Annotated in this window: 16 protein-coding genes and 7 tRNA genes; 6 read left to right on the forward strand and 17 right to left on the reverse strand. The window is 65.9% G+C overall.

Going from position 1 to position 20,772, the window contains the following annotated elements:
* Positions 1-183: 183 nt before the first annotated feature.
* Positions 184-1,734, forward strand: coding sequence for a DEAD/DEAH box helicase (locus C5O79_RS12665; RefSeq protein ID WP_046546004.1), 1,551 nt, complete (start codon positions 184-186; stop codon positions 1,732-1,734).
* A 411-nt stretch (positions 1,735-2,145) separates the two neighbouring features.
* A complete protein-coding gene (gene aceA / locus C5O79_RS12670; RefSeq protein WP_047850703.1) occupies positions 2,146-3,453 on the forward strand; it encodes an isocitrate lyase in 1,308 nt (435 codons plus the stop codon).
* 199 nt (positions 3,454-3,652) lie between these two features.
* On the opposite strand, the gene C5O79_RS12675 is transcribed toward aceA, so the two are convergent.
* Together C5O79_RS12675 and C5O79_RS12680 are read right to left on the reverse strand one after the other, a co-directional pair.
* A complete protein-coding gene (locus tag C5O79_RS12675) occupies positions 3,653-4,087 on the reverse strand; it encodes a universal stress protein (RefSeq protein WP_031399397.1) in 435 nt (144 codons plus the stop codon).
* A gap of 159 nt (positions 4,088-4,246) precedes the next feature.
* Positions 4,247-5,152, reverse strand: coding sequence for a LysR family transcriptional regulator (locus tag C5O79_RS12680; protein ID WP_046546006.1), 906 nt, complete (start codon positions 5,150-5,152; stop codon positions 4,247-4,249).
* A 154-nt stretch (positions 5,153-5,306) separates the two neighbouring features.
* On the opposite strand from C5O79_RS12680, the gene C5O79_RS12685 reads away from it, so the two are divergent.
* Both C5O79_RS12685 and aceB read left to right on the forward strand, forming a co-directional pair.
* Positions 5,307-6,068, forward strand: coding sequence for a haloacid dehalogenase type II (locus C5O79_RS12685; protein ID WP_046546007.1), 762 nt, complete (start codon positions 5,307-5,309; stop codon positions 6,066-6,068).
* 67 nt (positions 6,069-6,135) lie between these two features.
* Positions 6,136-7,728: a malate synthase A gene (gene aceB / locus C5O79_RS12690; protein ID WP_039342626.1), complete on the forward strand. Its 1,593-nt coding sequence runs from the start codon at positions 6,136-6,138 to the stop codon at positions 7,726-7,728.
* 135 nt (positions 7,729-7,863) lie between these two features.
* On the opposite strand, the gene C5O79_RS12695 is transcribed toward aceB, so the two are convergent.
* Complete coding sequence (locus tag C5O79_RS12695) at positions 7,864-8,277, reverse strand: gamma-glutamylcyclotransferase family protein (RefSeq protein ID WP_122474147.1); 414 nt, start codon at positions 8,275-8,277, stop codon at positions 7,864-7,866.
* 258 nt (positions 8,278-8,535) lie between these two features.
* Here C5O79_RS12695 and C5O79_RS12700 point away from each other — a divergent pair, with 258 nt between their 5' ends.
* Positions 8,536-9,414 carry a helix-turn-helix transcriptional regulator gene (locus C5O79_RS12700; RefSeq protein WP_039342882.1) on the forward strand — a complete coding sequence of 293 codons (879 nt, stop codon included), beginning with the start codon at positions 8,536-8,538 and terminating at the stop codon, positions 9,412-9,414.
* 26 nt (positions 9,415-9,440) lie between these two features.
* Here C5O79_RS12700 and C5O79_RS12705 read toward each other — a convergent pair whose 3' ends face one another.
* The 9 genes from C5O79_RS12705 to gltX all read right to left on the reverse strand — a co-directional run bounded on the left by C5O79_RS12705 (position 9,441) and on the right by gltX (position 12,825).
* Positions 9,441-9,905 carry a GNAT family N-acetyltransferase gene (locus tag C5O79_RS12705; RefSeq protein ID WP_046546009.1) on the reverse strand — a complete coding sequence of 155 codons (465 nt, stop codon included), beginning with the start codon at positions 9,903-9,905 and terminating at the stop codon, positions 9,441-9,443.
* Positions 9,906-10,255: 350 nt separating this feature from the next.
* Positions 10,256-10,332, reverse strand: a tRNA-Asp gene (locus C5O79_RS12710).
* 73 nt (positions 10,333-10,405) lie between these two features.
* Positions 10,406-10,481 (reverse strand) — tRNA-Glu (locus tag C5O79_RS12715).
* A gap of 66 nt (positions 10,482-10,547) precedes the next feature.
* Positions 10,548-10,624: transfer RNA gene (locus tag C5O79_RS12720), tRNA-Asp, on the reverse strand.
* Positions 10,625-10,702: 78 nt separating this feature from the next.
* A tRNA-Glu gene (locus C5O79_RS12725) sits at positions 10,703-10,778 on the reverse strand.
* A gap of 63 nt (positions 10,779-10,841) precedes the next feature.
* Positions 10,842-10,918, reverse strand: a tRNA-Asp gene (locus C5O79_RS12730).
* A 79-nt stretch (positions 10,919-10,997) separates the two neighbouring features.
* Positions 10,998-11,073, reverse strand: a tRNA-Glu gene (locus C5O79_RS12735).
* A 138-nt stretch (positions 11,074-11,211) separates the two neighbouring features.
* A tRNA-Ala gene (locus C5O79_RS12740) sits at positions 11,212-11,287 on the reverse strand.
* Positions 11,288-11,415: 128 nt separating this feature from the next.
* Positions 11,416-12,825: a glutamate--tRNA ligase gene (gltX, locus tag C5O79_RS12745; protein WP_046546010.1), complete on the reverse strand. Its 1,410-nt coding sequence runs from the start codon at positions 12,823-12,825 to the stop codon at positions 11,416-11,418.
* A 279-nt stretch (positions 12,826-13,104) separates the two neighbouring features.
* Between gltX and C5O79_RS12750 the strand changes: the two genes are divergently transcribed.
* On the forward strand, positions 13,105-14,019 hold the full coding sequence (locus C5O79_RS12750) for a patatin-like phospholipase family protein (protein WP_046546011.1): 915 nt from the start codon (positions 13,105-13,107) through the stop codon (positions 14,017-14,019).
* 146 nt (positions 14,020-14,165) lie between these two features.
* On the opposite strand, the gene C5O79_RS12755 is transcribed toward C5O79_RS12750, so the two are convergent.
* From C5O79_RS12755 to C5O79_RS12775, 5 genes are all read right to left on the reverse strand, one after another.
* The gene (locus C5O79_RS12755) at positions 14,166-14,843 is read right to left on the reverse strand and encodes a C40 family peptidase (protein WP_046546012.1); all 678 of its coding nucleotides are present in this window, start codon (positions 14,841-14,843) and stop codon (positions 14,166-14,168) included.
* A 128-nt stretch (positions 14,844-14,971) separates the two neighbouring features.
* Positions 14,972-16,594 (reverse strand): dipeptide ABC transporter ATP-binding protein, encoded by a 1,623-nt coding sequence (locus C5O79_RS12760; protein WP_122474148.1) that lies wholly within the window; start codon positions 16,592-16,594, stop codon positions 14,972-14,974.
* Positions 16,591-17,688 carry an ABC transporter permease gene (locus tag C5O79_RS12765; RefSeq protein WP_046546014.1) on the reverse strand — a complete coding sequence of 366 codons (1,098 nt, stop codon included), beginning with the start codon at positions 17,686-17,688 and terminating at the stop codon, positions 16,591-16,593. The genes C5O79_RS12760 and C5O79_RS12765 overlap by 4 nt, the downstream gene beginning before the upstream one ends.
* Before the next feature lie 48 nt (positions 17,689-17,736).
* Positions 17,737-18,780 carry an ABC transporter permease subunit gene (locus C5O79_RS12770; RefSeq protein ID WP_059532181.1) on the reverse strand — a complete coding sequence of 348 codons (1,044 nt, stop codon included), beginning with the start codon at positions 18,778-18,780 and terminating at the stop codon, positions 17,737-17,739.
* 52 nt (positions 18,781-18,832) lie between these two features.
* Positions 18,833-20,704, reverse strand: a complete 1,872-nt coding sequence (locus C5O79_RS12775) for an extracellular solute-binding protein (protein ID WP_046546016.1) — start codon at positions 20,702-20,704, stop codon at positions 18,833-18,835.
* Between the last annotated feature and the right edge of the window lie 68 nt (positions 20,705-20,772).

Genomic DNA, 20,772 nt, shown 5'->3' on the forward strand with positions numbered 1-20,772 from the left:
GCGGTCGTCAACTAGGCTGGCGGCCTCGCTCCAGAAGCGCGCCGCACCCAAAACAGCTTCTAATGCCTCATCCGCCGAAGGTTCGGCGGATTGCACCCGTTTCCCGATTTGCTCGCTGAATCCGACGACTTGGGTATGCGCGATTGGCGCCGACGTTTCACCCACTGTGTTTCAAGGATTGTTATGACTTCGAGCATCAACACCAGCCCGCTCAACGCGATCGCCGACCAGGCGCTCGGTCTCGACGACGCCGCCGCACCGGCCGCGGTCGAACCGGCGTCGGACGAGCCGAGCTTCGCGTCGCTCGGGCTGTCGCCGGAGATCGTCTCCGCGCTGCAGGCCGCCGGCTACGTGAAGCCGACGCCGGTCCAGCAGCGCGCGATTCCGGCCGGCATCGCCGGCCGTGACCTGCTGGTCTCGAGCCCGACCGGTTCGGGCAAGACCGCTGCATTCATGCTGCCCGCGATCGAACGTTTCGCGCAGCTCCAGAAGACGCAGGCGCAGCAACCGCGCGCGCCGCGTGAACCGAACCAGGGTGACCGCCGTGCGCGCCGCCCGCAACCCGTCGCGCGCCCGGGCCTGCTCGTGCTGACGCCGACCCGTGAACTCGCGATGCAGGTCACCACGGCCGCGTCGACGTACGGCAAGCACCTGAAGCGCCTGCGCACGGTCAGCATCCTCGGCGGCGTCGCCTACGGCCAGCAACTGATGCTGCTCGCGAAGAACCCGGAAATCCTGGTCGCCACGCCGGGCCGTCTGCTCGACCACCTCGAGCGCGGCCGCATCGACCTGTCCGAGCTGAAGATGCTCGTGCTCGACGAAGCCGACCGCATGCTCGACATGGGCTTCATCGAAGACATCGAAACGATCGTCGCCGCCACGCCGGAATCGCGCCAGACGATGCTGTTCTCGGCCACGCTCGACGGCAAGATCGGTTCGCTGACGAGCCGCCTGCTGAAGGATCCGGAGCGTATCGAGATCCAGCAGCGCCTCGAGTCGCGCGCGAACATCGCGCAGACCGTGCACTACGTCGACGACCGCGACCACAAGGATCGCCTGCTCGATCACCTGCTGCGCGACGACGCGCTCGACCAGGCGATCATCTTCACGGCGACCAAGATCGACGCCGACCAGCTCGCCGGCCGTCTCGCCGACGCTGGCTTCGAATCGGCCGCACTGCACGGCGACCTGCCGCAGGGCGCGCGTAACCGCACGATCCGTGCGCTGCGCGAGCGCCGCGTGCGCGTGCTGGTGGCCACCGACGTCGCGGCACGCGGCATCGACATCCCGGGCATCACGCACGTGTTCAACTACGACCTGCCGAAGTTCGCGGAAGACTACGTGCACCGTATCGGCCGTACGGGCCGAGCAGGCCGTTCGGGCACGGCAGTGAGCCTCGTGCACCACGCCGAACAAGGCGCGCTCAAGCGCATCGAGCGTTTCGTGCGCTCGCCGCTGCCGGTCAACGTGATCGAAGGCTTCGAGCCGCGCAAGGCGCCCCCGCGCAACGGCGGCACCGGCGGCCGCGGCCGTCCGGGCGGCGGTAACGGCGGTCGTCGTTTCGGCGGCAAGCCGGGCGGCGGTTATGGCGGCAACGGTAACGGCAACGGCCGCAGCTACGGCGGCGGCAATGGCGGCGGCTGGAGCGGCAAGCCGGGCGGCAGCCGTGACGGCGGCCCGCGTCGCGACGGTCAACGCAGTGGCGGCCCGCGTCGCAGCAACTCCGCGTCGTAAGTACGCACGGGCGGCCAGCGGCCGCCCCACGGAGGGCAGACCCGCGGATCACCGCCCTGCCCATCCTGCCAACCGGCGCGTCTGCGCCGGTTTTTTTTCGTCTCGCCCCACATTTCACGATGCGGAAAATTTTTTTGTGTCGTAAAAAATCATGCTGCGTGGCACAACCCGGGCGATTGCGGGATGGAAAAACGCATTTCTTATCCCGGAATTGAAATTTCAAGTTATTGATTTAAAACAATTAAAAATTTACCCCGCTCCCCGAAAAGCCCCCTGTCCGGCTCCAGTCGATTTGCCTAGACTCTTATACAAGACCTCACGAACCGGAACGCACTACTTCCGGTTTCGAGAACAGCCTCAACACGGTCAGCGTCAATCCATCAGGCATCGCACCGCATCAAGGAGCTCATCATGTCGCGTCAGCAACAGGCACAGGAACTGCAACAGCAATGGGAATCCGATCCGCGCTGGAAGGGCGTCAAGCGCAGCTACTCGGCTGAGGACGTGGTCCGCCTGCGTGGCTCGATCCCGATCGAGCACACGCTCGCCAAGCGCGGCGCGGAAAAGCTCTGGAGCCTCGTCAACAACGAGCCGTTCGTCAACGCACTCGGCGCACTGACCGGCAACCAGGCGATGCAGCAGGTGAAGGCCGGCCTGAAGGCGATCTACCTGTCCGGCTGGCAAGTGGCCGGCGATGCGAACGTCGCGGGCGAAATGTACCCGGACCAGTCGCTGTACCCGGCAAACTCGGTGCCGCTCGTCGTGAAGCGCATCAACAACACGCTGACGCGCGCCGACCAGATCCAGTGGTCGGAAGGCAAGAACCCGGGCGACGAAGGCTACGTCGATTTCTTCGCACCGATCGTCGCCGATGCGGAAGCCGGTTTCGGCGGCGTGCTGAACGCATTCGAGCTGATGAAGGCGATGATCGAAGCCGGCGCGTCGGGCGTCCACTTCGAGGACCAGCTCGCTTCGGTGAAGAAGTGCGGCCACATGGGCGGCAAGGTGCTCGTGCCGACGCGTGAGGCCGTCGCGAAGCTGTCGGCTGCGCGTCTCGCGGCCGACGTGATGGGCACGTCGACCGTGCTGGTCGCCCGCACCGACGCGGAAGCGGCCGACCTGATCACGTCCGACGTCGACGACAACGACAAGCCGTTCCTGACGGGCGAGCGCACGGTGGAAGGCTTCTTCCGCACGAAGCCGGGCATCGAGCAGGCGATCTCGCGCGGCCTCGCCTACGCGCCATACGCCGACCTGGTCTGGTGCGAAACGGGCAAGCCGGATCTCGAGTACGCGAAGAAGTTCGCGGAAGCGATCCACAAGCAGTTTCCGGGCAAGCTGCTGTCGTACAACTGCTCGCCGTCGTTCAACTGGAAGAAGAACCTCGACGACGCGACGATCGCGAAGTTCCAGAAGGAACTCGGCGCGATGGGCTACAAGTTCCAGTTCATCACGCTGGCCGGCTTCCATGCGCTGAACTACTCGATGTTCAACCTCGCGCACGGCTATGCCCGCACGCAGATGAGCGCATTCGTCGAACTGCAGCAGGCCGAGTTCGCGGCAGCGGACAAGGGCTTCACGGCCGTCAAGCACCAGCGCGAAGTCGGCACCGGCTACTTCGACGCCGTGACGCAGACGGTCGAGCGCGAAGCATCGACCACCGCATTGCACGGCTCGACCGAAGACGAGCAGTTCTTCGACGGCAAGAAGGTCGCGTAAGCAGAAACGCACGACGCGCCACGCGTCATGCCGATGCCAGCCCTCGTCTCGCGACGGCGGGCATCGGCCACCGAACAACAATCAGGGGGGAGATGGCAGGCGCGCGATCCTGATCGCGCGACCGGCCGCGCGGCTTGCGGGCCGCCAGCAACGATGCGCGCCGGCTCCGTCCGGCGCGCCCTTTTTCCAGGGCGCCGCCCTATCGATACACGATCACCGGAATTTTCGTATGGGTCAGCACGCGCTGCGTCTCGCTGCCGATCAGCAAGCTGCCGAGCCCGCGGCGTCCGTGCGACGCCATGAAGATCACGTCGCAGCCGCCGCGTTCGGCCGCCTCGATGATGCCGAGATACGGCGACGGATGCACGCTCGTCCAGGTGTCGCAATCGACGCCGGCCGCCTTCGCGGCCGATTCGACCTCGTCGAGGTGCGCGCGCGCCTCGCGCTCGCTGCGCGCCCGGAAATCGGCGGGCGGCTCGATGATCACTTCGGAAAACGGCGAGTACGGATACTGCGGCAGGCACGCGTAGGCCGTGACCCGCGCACCGACCGCACGCGCCAGGTCGATCGCGCCGTCGATCGCCTTCTGCGACAGTTCGGAACCGTCGGTTGGAACGAGGATGTGCCGGAACATCGCGCCCTCCGTCGTCAATCGCACTCCACGCGCCGCGCTTCCGGGCAGTCCGGCTGCGTCGCGTGGGGCATGCCTGTTTCGATTGTAGGACGTGAAAGCACGCGGTCGGGCCGCGCAGCGGGTTCGCCCTCATATCGGAAACGCGCGGGCACGCGCGGCCTACTCGCCCCAATATCCGGGCCGCTCGTACGTGTGCTTCAGGTAATCGAGAAACAGCCGCACGCGCAACGGCAGATGCCGGCGTTGCGGAAACACCGCGTGAATGCCGATCGGCGGGGCCGCAAATGCGTCGAGCACGCTGACGAGCCGGCCGGCCGCGATGTCGTCGCCGACCTCCCACCACGAGCGCCACGCGAGCCCGTGGCCCTCGAGGCACCACTCGTGCAGCACCGCGCCGTCCGAGCATTCCATCGTGCCGTTCACGCGGATCGACACGACCTTGCCGTCCTCCTGGAACGCCCAGCCGCGTTGCTGGTTCGCGTTTGCCGCGAGCGCGAGGCAGTTGTGCCGCGCCAGATCGGCGAGCGTGGCCGGCGTGCCGCGCCGGGACAGATACGCGGGCGAAGCGACACACACGCGGCGATTCTCGCCGAGCTTCAGCGACACGAGCGACGAGTCGGGCAGCTCGCCAAGGCGCACCGCGCAGTCGAACCCCTCGTTGACGAGATCGACCATCCGGTCGGACAGGTCGAGCGTGACCGATACATCCGGATGCCCGCCGCTGAATTCGGGCACGAGCGGTGCGACGTGCCGCCGGCCGAAGCCGGCCGGCGCGGAGATGCGCAGGTGGCCGCTCGCCTTGACGCCACCGGCGGACACGCTCGCCTCCGCGTTCTGCATGTCGTTGATCACGCGCTGGCAATCCTCGAGGAACGCCGAACCCTCGAACGTCAGCGTGAGCTTGCGCGTCGTGCGCACCAGCAGCTTGACGCCGAGCCGCTCCTCGAGCGCGTCGAGGCGACGGCCGATGATCGCCGGCGCGACCCCTTCCGCGTGCGCGGCCGCCGACAGGCTGCCCTTCGCCGCGACCGCGGCGAACGTTTCGATCTGCTTGAACCGGTCCATGACTCGCAGGGGCGGCGCTGCCGCCCTTCAAATAGCTTAAACCGCTCAAGATTAGATATATGAAAGTAAAAGATCAAGTGATGTTTAGCGTCTTTTTTAGCACATACGATCACGAATAGAATTCACCTGACCTCTGAAACTGGAGCGCAAGGCTATGTCGGCCACAACGACACTCTCCTCTCCCGACGCAATCCTCTTCGACGCATTCGGCACGTTGTTCGACGTGCGTGCGGTCCTGGCCGCGGCGGAGCAGATGTTCCCCGGTCACGGGGAACGGTTGTCGCAGCTGTGGCGACGCAAGCAAATCGAATACTCGCAGTTGCGCACGCTCGCCGATCCGGCCGGCGCCCGCTATCTCCCGTTCCGGGACATCACGCTCGATGCGCTGCGGTTCGCCGCACGCCGGCTCGGGCTCGCGCTGAACAGCGCAGCCGAGAAACGACTGATGGACGAATACGCCTGCTTGTCCACCTATCCCGATACGGTGCCCGCGCTGCGCAAGCTGCGCGCGCTCGACCCGCGCCCGCCGCTCGGGATCCTGTCGAACGGCACGCCGCAGATGCTCGACATCGCGATCAAGAGCGCCGGCATGTCCGGGCTGTTCGATCGCGTGCTGTCGGCCGACACCGTGCGCGCGTACAAGCCGAGCCCGGCCGCCTACGCGCTCGGCACCGACGCGTTCGGACCGAACCGGCGCGGCATCGTGTTCGTGTCGTCGAACGCGTGGGACGTCGCCGGCGCCGTCTGGTTCGGCTACACGACGTTCTGGCTCAACCGCACGGGCGCGCCCGCCGAGGAACTCGGCGCGCCGCCCGACGGCACCGGCACCGGCATGGCCGACCTGCTCGCATTCCTCGCCACCCCGGCTCCGTCCGGCAGACCAGCAAACCGCACGCGCCCCAGCCCGGGTGCATGACGTCCGCAGCGCTGCCGCCTTCCCCCTTCACCGAAACCGCAACTGACCGACCAAGGAGATGAGACTCATGAGCACCCCGATCACGCTGCCGCAAGGCATGGCGATCACCGGCGAAATCAAGCCGGGTTACGAAGCAATCCTGACGCCTGAAGCGCTCGCACTCGTCGCAGCGCTGCACCGCACGTTCGAGCCGCGCCGCCAGGCGCTGCTGCAGGCGCGCGTCGAGCGCACGAAACGCCTCGACGCGGGCGAGCGCCCAGACTTCCTGGCCGAGACGAAGGCGATCCGTGAAGGCGACTGGAAGGTCGCGCCGCTGCCGGCCGACCTGCAATGCCGCCGTGTCGAGATCACGGGCCCCGTCGAGCGCAAGATGATCATCAACGCGCTGAACTCGGGCGCCGATTCGTACATGACGGACTTCGAGGATTCGAACGCGCCGAGCTGGACGAACCAGATCGACGGCCAGATCAACCTGAAGGACGCGGTGCGCCGCACGATCTCGCTCGAGCAGAACGGCAAGTCGTACCGGCTGAACGACAAGGTCGCGACGCTGATCGTGCGTCCGCGTGGCTGGCACCTCGACGAGAAGCACGTGACGGTCGACGGGCAACGCGTGTCGGGCGGCATCTTCGATTTCGCGCTGTTCCTGTTCCACAACGCGAAGGAACTGCTCGCGCGCGGCTCGGGCCCGTACTTCTACCTGCCGAAGATGGAAAGCCATCTCGAGGCGCGCCTGTGGAACGACATCTTCGTCGCCGCGCAGGAAGGCGTCGGCGTGCCGCGCGGCACGATCCGCGCGACGGTGCTGATCGAGACGATCCTCGCCGCATTCGAGATGGACGAAATCCTGTATGAACTGCGCGAACACAGCTCGGGCTTGAACGCCGGCCGCTGGGACTACATCTTCTCGGCCATCAAGAAGTTCAAGAACGACCGAGACTTCTGCCTCGCCGAGCGCTCGAAGATCACGATGACGGTGCCGTTCATGCGTGCGTACGCGCTGCTGCTGCTGAAGACCTGCCACAAGCGCAACGCGCCGGCGATCGGCGGGATGAGCGCGCTGATCCCGATCAAGAACGATCCGGAAGCGAACGACAAGGCGATGGGCGGCGTGCGCTCGGACAAGCAGCGCGACGCGACCGACGGCTACGACGGCGGCTGGGTGGCTCATCCGGGCCTCGTGCCGATCGCGATGGAAGAGTTCGTCAAGGTGCTCGGCGACAAGCCGAACCAGATCGCGAAGCAGCGCGACGACGTGCAGGTCGAAGGCAAGAACCTGCTCGACTTCCAGCCGGAAGCGCCGATCACCGAAGCCGGCCTGCGCAACAACATCAACGTCGGCATCCACTACCTCGGCGCATGGCTCGACGGCAACGGCTGCGTGCCGATCCACAACCTGATGGAAGACGCGGCCACGGCCGAAATCTCCCGTTCGCAGGTGTGGCAATGGATCCGCTCGCCCAAGGGCGTGCTCGACGACGGCCGCAAGGTCACCGCCGAACTCGTGCGTGAATTCGCCAAGGCCGAACTCGACAACGTGAAGCGCTCGGTCGGCGGCAACACGCAGCCGTACGAGCGCGCCGCGGCGATCTTCGAGCAGATGTCGACGTCGGAAGGCTTCACCGAATTCCTGACGCTGCCGCTGTACGAGGAAATCTGACGTAGCTGTCCGCCTCGACCGGGGCCGGCACTGCGTCGGCGCCGGTCGCGTGCGGTGACGGCATCAAAAAAGCGCCCTGCGGGGCGCTTCTTCTTTTTGCGACAAGTTCCGCTACCGCGGCTGCCGCACAACCGGTCACACCGCTTCCCGCTCGCGCCGGTGCTGAACCCAGTCGCCCGACGCAATGCGCGGACGCCCGACAATCGCGTGCGCGGCGACCGGATAGTAAAGGCAGGCGTACTGCCGGCCTCCGAGCTCGACGGTCACGTCTTCCGGCTTGAACAGCGAGTCGACGCCCGGATACACGCGCTCGATCTCGTCGAGCACGGGAACGAGCTGGTCGTCGACCTCGTAGACGTCGCCCCAGACCAGCGACTTGCCGGCCGACCCGGCAATCATTCCCGGATACGTACCGAAATCGTACAGTTCGCCCGGCAGCGCAGCGGCGCCGAGCAGCGTCGGTGCGGCAATCCCGTGCCTGGCGGCCGCGTGTCCGATGTCGTTGGCCTCCCCGTTTCTCAAGGTGCCGTAGACGAATACGTAGCGCATCGTGGTTCTCCTCTTTGATTCGTATGTTGCCGTGTTCGCAGGCGAGTCGTGGCGCAACCGCCCGCGCATCGATAGACCACGATACCGGCCGGATGGTTCGAACCCGCAAGCGCACCTGGCCCCGGGGCAGTCCGGAAATCGACAGGTCCCCACACAAAGTTCATTTGAACGCGGCATGATCGCCCGACAAACCGCCGCATGCACTTTCACGGCGCCTTCTACAATAACGGCATCGCCGCCGCGCTGCCCGAATCGTCCATGAACCCGCCGTTCCAAGCCGACGTACCGAACCCGTACGTCATCGACATTCCGCCCGAATTCGCGCCGACCGCCGTCCATCCGATGCGCGTGCGCGCCCGGCAGGTCGATACCGGGCACCGCATCCCGCTGCATACGCACGCGTGGGCGCAGCTCGCGTACGCCTCGCGCGGCGTGCTGCGCGTCGCGACGACCGGCACGACCTGGATGGTGCCGCCATCCCGCGCGATCTGGGTGCCGCCGCGCGTGACGCATGAGGTTGTGATCGTCGAAGAGGCGTATCTGCGCACGCTGTATATCGACGAGTCGATCGTACCGGACGGACTCGACGCGTGCCGCGTCGTCGAAGTGACGGGGCTCCTGCGCGAACTGATCGTCGCACTCGACGCGCGCGACCTGAGCGCCACGCGCGAGCGCCTGCTGTGCGGGCTCGTGCTCGACGAGTTGAGTCATGCCGAGCCGCTGCCGCTCGCGGTGCCGATGCCCGACGAAAAAAGGCTGCGCATGCTGTGCGAATCGGTCCTCGCGCACCCGGCCCATGCGGAGTCGCTCGAGCATTGGGCCAGCGAGGTAGGCGCGAGCACACGCACGATTTCGCGGCTCTTCAAGCAGGAACTGGGGGTAAGCTTTTCGCAGTGGCGCCAGCAGGCGCTGCTCGCGCGGGCCATCCCGCTGCTGAACCAGGGGCGTCCGCTGTCCCATATCGCGCGCGAACTCGGCTACCAGAGCCAGAGCGCGTTTTCGGCGATGTTCCGGCGTGCCTTCGGCGAAAGCCCGCGTGCATTCATGCTGCGCGGCTACGAGCACCGCGGCCCGGAAGGCAGCCACGCGGACGACGAAACCCCGGACGACGACGCGATCGACGTTGCTGCCCGCTAAACGCGTCGCTTCAGCGCGTCAGGACTTCAGACCGGCCGCACCATGTGGCGGATCGAGCCGAGTTGCGCGAGCCGCGACCCGGCCACCCGATAGCCCATGCGCACGTAGAGACGCGCGGCTGGATTGTCGACGAACACGCGCAGTTGCAGTTCGTTCAGCCCGCGCGCACGCGCCCAGCGGTGCGACATGTCGAGCATGTAGGTGCCGGCGCCCTGCCCGCGATGGCCGGCCGCGATCTGGACGTCGCGGATGTGCAGCGAGTCGCCCTCCTCTGTCACGCGCAGCACGCCGATGCGCTCGCCGTCAGCCTCGAGGATGAAGTTCTCGGATTCGCGCCAGCTCGCGTAGAACAGGTCGCTGCGCCACACGAGCCCATGGCGCTTGTAGTAGCCGCCCATGTTGCCGTGCGTCAGCGCTTCGGCAAACGGAAAATCGCCAGCCTCCGCGGGCCGGAGCTGATACAGGAGTCGCAGGTCGGTCGGATCGAGCATCGCGCAGGGGTCAAGAACGCATCCCGCAACGATAGCGCAGTCGCGTGCGGATGCAATCGCGGATTTCTCGTAGCGGCTCGACGCCGGATGACCGGAGGTTATGCGGCCAGCGGGCCAACCGGAAACGCAAATGAAAAAGCCCGCGCAGGGCGGGCTTCTTCATTTTCTGGCGGAGCGGACGGGACTCGCCTACATCCTGCAGGCCGCGGATGCGCGCGCACGCGCATCCCTTCGAGTCCCGCCGGAAGCCGCGCAGGCGGCTTCCTCCGCTCCGCAGTCTCGCGCCCGCCAGCGGGCGCAACCTGAAACGCAAATGAAAAAGCCCGCGCAAGGCGGGCTTCTTCATTTTCTGGCGGAGCGGACGGGACTCGAACCCGCGACCCCCGGCGTGACAGGCCGGTATTCTAACCGACTGAACTACCGCTCCAGTCTTGCTACTTGCCTGGCAGGCGTCGGTTGCTTCCTGCCGGCGCATCGTTTGTTCGAACGACGCCGAAATCTGGCGTCCCCTAGGGGATTCGAACCCCTGTACTCACCGTGAAAGGGTGATGTCCTAGGCCTCTAGACGAAGGGGACAACGTACTGCTTACATCTTTAATGCAAAAGCCCGTTCAAAAAACGTTCTTTGAACGGGCTTCGTTCTGGCGGAGCGGACGGGGCTCGAACCCGCGACCCCCGGCGTGACAGGCCGGTATTCTAACCAACTGAACTACCGCTCCAGCTTTCTTGCTCACACCTGCAGGACACCGTCACGCTCCTACATGTGTTGCGACACTTCTACGAAACGCCGCTGAATCTGGCGTCCCCTAGGGGATTCGAACCCCTGTACTCACCGTGAAAGGGTGATGTCCTAGGCCTCTAGACGAAGGGGACAACGTACTGCTTACATCCTTAATACAAAAGCCCGCTCAAAAACGTCTTGAACGGGCTTCGTTCTGGCGGAGCGGACGGGACTCGAACCCGCGACCCCCGGCGTGACAGGCCGGTATTCTAACCGACTGAACTACCGCTCCAGCTTTCTTACCCTCACCTGCAGTACGTCGGTTACGTTCCTGCAAGCGTTGCGACATTTCTACGAAACGCCGCTGAATCTGGCGTCCCCTAGGGGATTCGAACCCCTGTACTCACCGTGAAAGGGTGATGTCCTAGGCCTCTAGACGAAGGGGACAAAATCTTTTCAGATCTGTCTGACTCTCGCTATTCACTTTTCAATCAACAGCGAAGGCCGAAATTCTAACTGCTTTGAATCATTTTGTGAAGCATTTATTACTACCAGTGCTTCGCAAATCAACTCAGCTTGTTCTGATGGTGGAGGTAAGCGGGATCGAACCGCTGACCTCTTGCATGCCATGCAAGCGCTCTCCCAGCTGAGCTATACCCCCTTGCAGAACAGAAATGAGATTATATGGAGCTACTTTGAACTTGTAAATACCCTTTTTGCGATTCGAGCGAAATTTTTTGCGAAGCTGCCGCGATGTCACGCACGGGCAGCTTCGCTCGCCCTCGAACCTCAGGCCAACACCGCCTCGATGCGCGACACCACGACATCGCGACCGAACAGCACGAGCACCGCATCGATCGACGGCGTATGCGTCGTACCCGCCACCAGCAGACGCACCGGCATCGCCAGTTGCGGCATCTTCAGCTTGTGCGCGCCGAGCGTCGACTTCAGCGCGGCGGACACGGCCTCCTTCGTCCAGTCGGCCGCCTTCAGCGCAGCGACGAGATCGGCCAGCGCCGGACGCACCGCATCGGTCACGTGCTGCGCGAGCGCATCGGCTTCCGGTGCCGGCACACGATAGAACATCGCGGCGCCTTCCGCGATCTCCTTGACCGTCGTCGCGCGATCCTTCATCAGCCCGACCACCGCTTCGAGCGCAGGGCCCGTCGCGATCGCCGCATCGTCGATGCCGAGGGCGGAAAGGAACGGCTTCGCCAGCTCGGCGAGGCGCGCGTTGTCGGCTTCCTTGATGTAATGCGCGTTCAGCCAGCTCAGCTTGCTGTGGTCGTACTGCGCGGGCGACTTGCCGAGATGCTCGAGATCGAACCATTCGACGAACTGCTCACGCGAGAAGATCTCCGCGTCGCCGTGCGACCAGCCGAGGCGCGCGAGATAGTTGACGACGGCTTCGGGCAGGAAGCCCGCGTCGCGGTACGCCATCACGCTCATCGCGCCATGCCGCTTGCTCATCTTCTCGCCCTGCTCGTTCAGTACGGTCGGCAGGTGCGCATAGACGGGCGGCTCGCCGCCGAGCGCATTCAGGATGTTGATCTGGCGCGGCGTGTTGTTCACGTGGTCGTCGCCGCGGATCACGTGCGTGATGCCCATGTCCATGTCGTCCACCACCACGCAGAAGTTGTAGATCGGCGTGCCGTCCGGGCGCGCGATCACGAGGTCGTCGAGTTCCTCGTTCGAGATCTCGACACGCCCCTTCACGGCGTCGTCCCACACGACCGTGCCGGTCAGCGGATTGCGGAAGCGCAGCACCGGCTTCACGCCGGCCGGCGGCTCCGGCAGCACCTTGCCGGGCTCCGGACGCCACGTACCGTCGTAGCGCGGCTTCAGGCCGGCCTCGCGCTGGCGTTCACGCAGCGCGTCGAGCTCCTCGGCCGACATGTAGCACGGGTACGCGAGGCCCTTCTCGAGCATCTGCGCAAGCACCTCGCGATAGCGGTCCATCCGCTGCATCTGGTAGATCGGGCCTTCGTCGAAATCCAGGCCAAGCCATTGCATCCCCTCGAGGATCGCATCGACCGCTTCCTGCGACGAGCGCTCGACGTCGGTATCCTCGATGCGCAGCACGAACGTGCCCTTCATCTTGCGGGCGAACGCCCACGGATAGAGCGCGGAGCGGATGTTGCCGAGGTGGATGAAGCCGGTGGGACTCGGCGCGAAGCGGGTACGGACAGGACGGGTCATAAACGGTAACTCGAACGCCTGGGGCGCATGAATGATTCGACGCGGGATCGACGGCGGCAACCCGGACAGCAACGGTGCCGGCGACGCCCGGAACGGGAAAGAAGCCGGAATTATACTCGGGCCGGACATCGCGCCAAGCGCGCCGCTTGCTTTATGATGTGCGCGCCGCGGCCGCCAGCCGGCGCGGCGCCGGCCGCACGGAACCCCTGCGCGGCCGCTCGGAACCTATCGCCGCCGCGGGCCGTGACACCCGCCGCCAAGCCGCCGGAGAACCATTCGATGTCGTCCCCTCGCCTGTCGCGCCGCCACTTCACGATCGCCGCCGCGTCCGCCAGCCTCGCCGCCTGCACGTCGTTCGGCGACAAATCCCGTCCCGGCGCCGCACTGCCGCAGGAAAAGCCCGTGAAGATCGGCATCGCCCTCGGCGGCGGCGCCGCGCGCGGCTTCTCGCACATCGGCGTGCTGAAGGCGCTCGAGGCGCGCGGCATCCCGATCGAGATCGTCGCGGGCACGAGCGCGGGCTCGGTGGTCGGCGCACTCTATGCATCGGGCATGAGCGCCCTTCAGATCAACAAGATCGCGCTCGACATGGACCAGGCGGCGATCAGCGACTGGGCGTTGCCGTTCCGCTCGCGCGGGCTGCTGCAAGGCGTGGCGCTGCAGAACTTCCTGAACAAGACGCTCAACAACCGGCCGATCGAGAAGATGGCGAAGCCGCTCGGCGTCGTCGCGACCGATCTGCAGAACGGCCAGCCGATCCTGTTCCAGCAAGGCAATACGGGGCTCGCGGTGCGCGCATCGTGCAGCGTGCCGTCGGTGTTCGAGCCGGTGAAGATCGGCAACCGTGAGTATGTCGATGGCGGCCTCGTGAGCCCGGTGCCCGCGTCGTATGCGCGCAAGATGGGCGCGAGCTTCGTGATCGCAGTCGACATCTCGTCCCGGCCGGACGGCGCGGCAACCAACAACCCGATCGAGATGCTGCTGCAGACCTTCACGATCATGGGCCAGACGATCAAGACCTACGAGCTCGACAAGTATGCAGACGTCGTGATCCGCCCGAACCTCAACGCGATGGGCGGCAGCGACTTCAACCAGCGCAACGCGGCGATCCTCGCAGGCGAGGAAGCCGTCGCGCGCATCATGCCGGAACTGCAGCGCAAGCTCGCGGCGGCACGCGGCGTGGCTGCTGCGTAGCACGCGAGGTGCAGGCCGGCGCGCGCCGCCGGCCCGCCACCGGCGAAACGGTTCTCAGCCCACCGTTTGCACGGCCCCAAAACAAAAAACCCTGCCGCCTTTCGGTGACAGGGTTTTTTTGATCCGGCCGGACCGGCCGTCGAACGTCAGTTGTTGCCGTTCGCCGAATCGTCGCCGATCGTCGCGCGCACGCGCTGACGCAGGTCTTCCGGCTTCATCGGGAACTCCGATTCGAGCCGGCGCGCGCCGGTGAAACGCTTTTCCCAGTAGCCGCTATCGAGATCGTCGACGCGGATGGTGCTGCCCGTCGACGGCGAGTGCACGAACTTGTTGTCGCCGATGTAGATGCCGACGTGCGAGAACGTACGGCGCATCGTGTTGAAGAACACGAGGTCGCCCGGCTTGAGGTTGCTCATGCTCACCTTCTCGCCGACGCGGCTCATCTCTTCCGCGCGACGCGGCAGCGACATGCCGAGCGTGTCCTGGAACACGTAGCGCACGAAGCCGCTGCAGTCGAGGCCCGAATCCGGCGAGTTGCCGCCCCAGCGATAGCGCACGCCGATCATGTTCAGCGCGCCGACGACCACGTCGCCCGCCTTGCCGGCCATGCCCGCAAGGAACGACTTCGCGCCGCCGCTCGACGACGGCTGTGCACTGGTCTGCTGGAGGGAGGAATTCGACGCGTTCTGCGTCGAATTCGTGACATTCTGGTTAAAACTGCTGACTTCGTCGGCGAACGCGCCGGGTGCTGCTGCGAACAGGGCGCCGATGAACAGCCCGGCGATGGTGCGCGCGCATGCCTGGGTCAGGGATCGATGCTGCATTGGTCGATGGAATTTGCTTAAAAATCAGCTGATTGGCGGAAAATTTCGGTCGATACTAGCCAGCGCGTAATCGTTTGTCAAAACAAATTAATAAATACAATCGAGATAGTCAGACCATTGGCCGCCTATCACGCTTTCCAGACCGCTTTCAACAGCTTTTGTGTGTAAGGATGTGACGGTCTGGTGAAGATGTCGGCCGCCTCCCCCGACTCGACGACGGCCCCGTCCTGCATCACCGCGACGCGGTGCGCCATCGCCCCGATCACCTCCAGGTCATGGCTGATGAAGACATAGCCGAGGTTGTATTTCTGTTGCAAATTCGCGAGCAGTTTCAACACCTGCTGCTGGATCGACACGTCGAGCGCGGACGTCGGTTCATCGAGGATCAGGATGCGCGGCTCCAGCACCAGCGCGCGTGCAATCGCGATCCGCTGGCGTTGCCCGCCCGAGAATTCGTGCGGATAGCGGTGCAGCACCGTGCGGTCGAGGCCGACTTCGCGCAGCACCGCGAGCGACTTCTCACGCCGCGCGTCGGGTGTCATGTCCGGGCGATGCAGCTCGAGCCCCTCGCCGACGATCCGCTCGATCGTGTGACGCGGCGAAAGCGAACTGAACGGATCCTGAAAGACGACCTGCATGTTCGAGCGCAGCTTGGTCTGTTCGCGGCCGCGATAGGTCGACAGCGCGCGCCCCTGGAATTCGATCGTGCCGCCGGCCGTCTTCTGCAGGCCGAGCAACGCCATCGCGAGCGTCGACTTCCCCGATCCCGATTCGCCGACGATGCCGAGCGTCTCGCCCTGCCGCACCGACACCGACACGTCCGCGACGGCCGTCACCGGCACCGAGCCGAACCAGCCCGCGATGCCCGGCCGCTTGCGCGCGAACTGCACGCTCACGTGCTGCGCGTCGAGCACGACGGGCGCGATCGGCATCACCGGGGTAACCGCGCGTTGCGGCCGGCTGTTCAAGAGCCGCTGCGTGTACGGATGCTCGGGTGCCGCGAAGATTCGCTCGACGGGGCCGCTCTCGACGAGCCGGCCGTGCTCCATCACCGCGACGCGATCCGCGAAGTGCCGCACGAGATTCAGGTCGTGCGTGATCAGCAGGATCGCCATCCCGCGCTTTTCCGCTTCCTCGCGCTGCAGTTCCAGCAGCAGATCGACGATCTGCGCGCGGATCGTCACGTCGAGCGCGGTGGTCGGCTCGTCGGCCAGCAACAGGCGCGGCCGGCAAGCGAGCGCCATCGCGATCATCGCCCGCTGGCGCTGGCCGCCCGACAACTGGTGCGGATAGCTGTCGACGCGCTTCTCCGGCTCGGCGATGCCCGTGCGTGCAAGCAACGCGATCGCGCGCTTGCGCGCCTCGACCGCCGAGACGCCGTCGTGCAGCACGATCGTCTCGCCGATCTGCACGCCGATCGTATACAACGGGTTGAGCGCGGTCATCGGCTCCTGGAAGATCATCGCGATGTCCGAGCCGCGCAGCCCGCGCATCTCGCGCTCGCTCTTGGCCACCAGGTCCTGCCCCGCGAAGCGGATCGTGCCGCTCACGTCGGCGTCCCGCAGCAGCCGCAGGATCGACAGCGCGGTCACGCTCTTGCCCGACCCCGACTCGCCGACCAGCGCGACGCGCTCGCCGCGGCCGATCGCGAGCGTCACGTCGTCCACCGCGACCGTGTCGCCGAAGCGCACATGCAGATGCTCGAGCGCCAGCAGCGGCTCGCGCTGCGTCGATACGACCGGTTCGCTCATCGCTGGCCTCCCGCCGCGCGCACCGAATCGGCGATCCGCGTGTCGAGTGCATTGCGCAGCGCATCGCCCATGAAGGTCAGCAGCAGCAGCGTCGCAACCAGCACGCCGAAGGTCGACAGCGAGATCCACCAGGCGTCGAGGTTACCCTTGCCCTGCGCGAGCAGCTCGCCGAGGCTCGGGGTCGGCGGCGGGACGCCGAGCCCGAGGAAATCGAGGCTCGTGAGCGCGAGGATCGAGCCGCTCATCCGGAACGGCAGGAACGTGATCACCGGCGTGAGACTGTTCGGCAGCACGTGGCGCCAGATGATCTGCCAGTTCGTGAGGCCCATCGCGCGCGCCGCGCGCACGTAGTCCTGCGTGCGGTTGCGCAGGAATTCCGCGCGCACGTAGTCGGCGAGCCCGATCCAGCCGAACAGCGACAGCAGCACGATCAGCAGCAGGAAGCTCGGCTCGAAGATCGACGCGAAGATGATCAGCAGGTACAGCTCCGGCAGCGAGCTCCAGATCTCGATCAGCCGCTGCCCGACGATGTCGATGCGCCCGCCGAAGAAGCCCTGCACGGCGCCCGCGGCGATCCCGAGCAGCGTGCCGATCACCGTCAGGATCAGCCCGAACTCGACCGACACGCGGAACCCGTATACGAGCCGCGCGAGCAGGTCGCGCCCCTGCGCGTCGGTGCCGAGCCAGTTCGCGCGCGACGGCGGCGCGGGGTTCGGCACGTTCGAGAAGTAGTTCAGCGTGTCGTAGTAGTAACGGTTCGGCGGGTAGACGACGAAGTTGCCGGGCGCCTCGAGCCGCTTGCGTACATACGGATCGAGATAGTCGGCCGGCGTCGGGAAGTCGCCGCCGAAGGTCGTCTCCGGATACGCGTGGAACAGCGGGAAATAGTACTGGCCGTCGTAACGTACGACGAGCGGCTTGTCGTTCGACCACAGCGGCGCCGCGACGCTCACGGCGAACGCCACGAAAAAGATCACGAAGCTCCAGTAGCCGAGTCGCTGCTGCCGGAAGCGCTGCCATACGCGGCGCGCGGGCGACGGCGACACGCGGGCGCGCGCCGCGTCGATGCGGGAAGACACGACGGCCCGGTTCATCGCGTACCTCGCCCGGTGACGCCGGGCATGCAGACGGACGGTTTCATGTCAGCGCTCCAGGGTGTCGAATTGAATGCGCGGATCGACCCACACATAGCAGAGATCGGAGATCAGCTTGGTCGCGAGCCCGATCAGCGTGAACAGGTACAGCGTGCCGAGGACGACCGGATAGTCGCGCCGCACGACCGATTCGTACGACAGCAGCCCGAGGCCGTCGAGCGAGAACAACGTCTCGATCAGCAGGCTGCCGGTGAAGAACGCGCCGATGAACGCAGCCGGAAAGCCGACGATCAGCGGCAGCATCGCATTGCGGAACACGTGCTTCCACAGCACGTTGCGCTCGGAGAGTCCCTTCGCGCGCGCGGTCAGCACGTATTGCCGGCGGATCTGGTCGAGGAACGCGTTCTTCGTGAGCATCGTGACGACCGCGAAGCTGCCGACGACCGATGCGGTGATCGGCAGTGCGATGTGCCACAGGTAGTCGAGCACCTTGCCGACGAGCGACAGCTGCGCGAAGTTGTCCGACGTGAGGCCGCGCAGCGGAAAGAGCTGCCAGAACGACCCACCGCCGAACAGCACGAGCAGCAGCACGCCGAGCACGAAGCCCGGAATCGCATAGCCGACGAGCACGACGAGGCTCGTCGCGACGTCGAACGGCGAGCCGTTGCGCACGGCCTTCGCGATGCCGAGCGGCACCGAGATCAGGTACGTGAGGAAGAACGTCCACAGCCCGATGCTGATCGACACGGGCAGCTTCTGCACGACCAGCGACCACACGCTCTGGTGGCGGAAATAACTGTCGCCGAGATCGAAGCGCGCGAAGCGCTTGAGCATCAGCCAGTAGCGTTCGAGCGGCGGCTTGTCGAAACCGTACAGCGCCTTGAGCTGCGCGAGCTGCTGCGCGTCGACGCCGGTGTGCGCGCGCATCCCGAACGGCACGGCGCCCTGCTCCGTCGCGCCCTTGCGCAATTCCTGCACGGCCTGTTCGACCGGGCCGCCCGGCACGAACTGGATCACCGCGAACGTGAGTGTCAGCACACCGATGAGCGTCGGGATCATCAGCAGCAGGCGTTTGAGGATGTAGCTCCACATAGGGCGTCGACTCGCGATCGGTAGGCGGGATTGGACGTTGGGGCGGCGTGGTTCAGTGATCGGGCTTCGCCCACCAGGTCGACACGACCCAGCCCTCGGCCGAATAGTACAGCGGCAGCGTCTGCGGATAGGCGAGCGTGCGCTTGTACGCGACCCGGTGCGTCGTGCTGTACCACTGCGGGACCGCGTAGTAGCCGTGCATCAGCACGCGGTCGAGCGCGTGCGTCGCGTCGAGCAGGTCTTCGCGTGTCTGTGCGGTACCGAGCGCGTGCAGCAGCGCGTCGACGGCCGGCGACTTCAGCCCGATGAAGTTGTCGGAGCCCGGCTCGTCGGCGAACTTGCTCGCGTAGCGCGAGTACTGCTCGGCACCCGGCACCTGCACGCCCGGCAGGCGGATCGTCGTCATGTCGTAGTCGAACGCATCGAGGCGCTTTTGCAGGAGCGCGTAATCGGCCGTGCGAAAACGTGCGTCGATGCCGAGCTTCGCCAGATTGCGCTGGTACGCCGCCACGATCCCTTCCATCGACGCGCCGGAATCGTCGAGGATCTCGAACGTGAACGGCTCGCCCTTCGCGTTGCGCAGCGCGCCGTCTCGATAGGTCCAGCCGGCCTGCGCGAGCAGCGCGCGCGCCTTCAGCAAGTTCGCGCGCAGCGAGCCCGGCGGATTCGTGTTCGGCTGCGTGACCACCGGGCCGAACACGGCCGGGTCGAGCTGCGCGCGCAGCGGCTCCAGCAGCTTCAGCTCGCCGGGGCCGGGCGTGCCGGTCGCCTGCAGGTCGGTGTCGGCGAAGTAGCTGTTCATACGCGTGTAGGCGCTGTAGAACAACTGGCGGTTCAGCCATTCGAAGTCGAACGCGAGGTCGAGCGCCTGGCGCACGCGCACGTCGCGGAACAGCGGTCGGCGCAGGTTCATGAAGAAGCCCTGCATGCCGGCGCCGTTATGCTGGCGGAATTCGCGCTTGACGAGCTCGCCGCTGTCGAAGCGCTTGCCGACGTCGCGCCGCGTCCAGTTGCGCGCGATGTACTCGACGAGCACGTCGTATTCGCCGGCCTTGAACGCCTCGAGCCGAGCGACGCCGTCGCCATACAGCTTGTAGACGATCCGCTCGAAGTTGTTGGTGCCCACCCGCACCGGCAGGTCGGCGCCCCAGTACGCCGGGTTGCGCCGATAAGTGATCGTCCGGCCGTTGTCGTAATGGTCGATCAGGTACGGGCCGCTGCCGATCGGCTGCTCGAACGCGAGCTGGTCGAACGGGATGCGCGAGCCGTCCGCGCGCAATCCCCACTTGCGCGAAAACACCGGCACGCCGCCGGCGATCAGCGGCAGTTCGCGGTTCGCGCTGCGGAACTCGAAGCGCACGGTGGCCGGATCGACGACCACGGCCTTCGCGATCTCCGCGAAATACGCGCCGAACTGCGGCGCGGCCTGCTTGCTCTTCAGCGTGTCGAACGAGAACTTGACGTCGTCGGCGGTGACGCGGTCGCCGTTCGAGAAGCGCGCGCGCGGATTCAGGTGGAACGTGACCGAGCGGCGGTCCGGCGCGATGTCGATGTCGTCGGCGAGCAGCCCGTACGCGGAGGCCGGCTCGTCGGAGCTGCCGGTCGCGAGGCTCTCGAACAGCATGTCGATGCCCGGCGCGGGGTTGCCGCGCATCGTGAACGGGTTGAACTTGTCGAACGACGTCAGTCGATTCGGGTTCGCGAGCACCAGCGTGCCCCCCTTCGGCGCGTCGGGGTTGACGTAGTCGAAATGCTTGAAGCCCGGCGGATACTTCGGCTCGCCGTACTGCGCAATGGCGTAGGCCGCGTGCGCAGCAGTCGCGGCCAGCACCGCTTGCAGCACGAACACCGCGGCCGTGCGGCCGGCAGTTCGTACCGCACGGCGGACGCGCGCGGCGGCGGCCCGGGGCGAACCCTTCGTCATAGAGGCCCTGTCGGTCGAATGAGGGTAGTAACGAGGGACGATTCTACCCATTCAAGCCTGCAAGCCAA

The sequence above is a fragment of the Burkholderia sp. SRS-25 genome (assembly GCF_004343765.1).
In the GTDB taxonomy this organism is placed as follows: domain Bacteria; phylum Pseudomonadota; class Gammaproteobacteria; order Burkholderiales; family Burkholderiaceae; genus Burkholderia; species Burkholderia contaminans.

What these genes read in the sequence shown, in the direction of transcription:
- C5O79_RS12665 (WP_046546004.1), top strand. Translation starts at nt 184, where the DNA reads ATGACTTCGAGCATCAACACCAGCCCGCTCAACGCGATCGCCGACCAG.
- aceA (WP_047850703.1), top strand. Translation starts at nt 2,146, where the DNA reads ATGTCGCGTCAGCAACAGGCACAGGAACTGCAACAGCAATGGGAATCC.
- C5O79_RS12675 (WP_031399397.1), bottom strand. Translation starts at nt 4,087, where the DNA reads ATGTTCCGGCACATCCTCGTTCCAACCGACGGTTCCGAACTGTCGCAG.
- C5O79_RS12680 (WP_046546006.1), bottom strand. Translation starts at nt 5,152, where the DNA reads ATGGACCGGTTCAAGCAGATCGAAACGTTCGCCGCGGTCGCGGCGAAG.
- C5O79_RS12685 (WP_046546007.1), top strand. Translation starts at nt 5,307, where the DNA reads ATGTCGGCCACAACGACACTCTCCTCTCCCGACGCAATCCTCTTCGAC.
- aceB (WP_039342626.1), top strand. Translation starts at nt 6,136, where the DNA reads ATGAGCACCCCGATCACGCTGCCGCAAGGCATGGCGATCACCGGCGAA.
- C5O79_RS12695 (WP_122474147.1), bottom strand. Translation starts at nt 8,277, where the DNA reads ATGCGCTACGTATTCGTCTACGGCACCTTGAGAAACGGGGAGGCCAAC.
- C5O79_RS12700 (WP_039342882.1), top strand. Translation starts at nt 8,536, where the DNA reads ATGAACCCGCCGTTCCAAGCCGACGTACCGAACCCGTACGTCATCGAC.
- C5O79_RS12705 (WP_046546009.1), bottom strand. Translation starts at nt 9,905, where the DNA reads ATGCTCGATCCGACCGACCTGCGACTCCTGTATCAGCTCCGGCCCGCG.
- gltX (WP_046546010.1), bottom strand. Translation starts at nt 12,825, where the DNA reads ATGACCCGTCCTGTCCGTACCCGCTTCGCGCCGAGTCCCACCGGCTTC.
- C5O79_RS12750 (WP_046546011.1), top strand. Translation starts at nt 13,105, where the DNA reads ATGTCGTCCCCTCGCCTGTCGCGCCGCCACTTCACGATCGCCGCCGCG.
- C5O79_RS12755 (WP_046546012.1), bottom strand. Translation starts at nt 14,843, where the DNA reads ATGCAGCATCGATCCCTGACCCAGGCATGCGCGCGCACCATCGCCGGG.
- C5O79_RS12760 (WP_122474148.1), bottom strand. Translation starts at nt 16,594, where the DNA reads ATGAGCGAACCGGTCGTATCGACGCAGCGCGAGCCGCTGCTGGCGCTC.
- C5O79_RS12765 (WP_046546014.1), bottom strand. Translation starts at nt 17,688, where the DNA reads ATGAACCGGGCCGTCGTGTCTTCCCGCATCGACGCGGCGCGCGCCCGC.
- C5O79_RS12770 (WP_059532181.1), bottom strand. Translation starts at nt 18,780, where the DNA reads ATGTGGAGCTACATCCTCAAACGCCTGCTGCTGATGATCCCGACGCTC.
- C5O79_RS12775 (WP_046546016.1), bottom strand. Translation starts at nt 20,704, where the DNA reads ATGACGAAGGGTTCGCCCCGGGCCGCCGCCGCGCGCGTCCGCCGTGCG.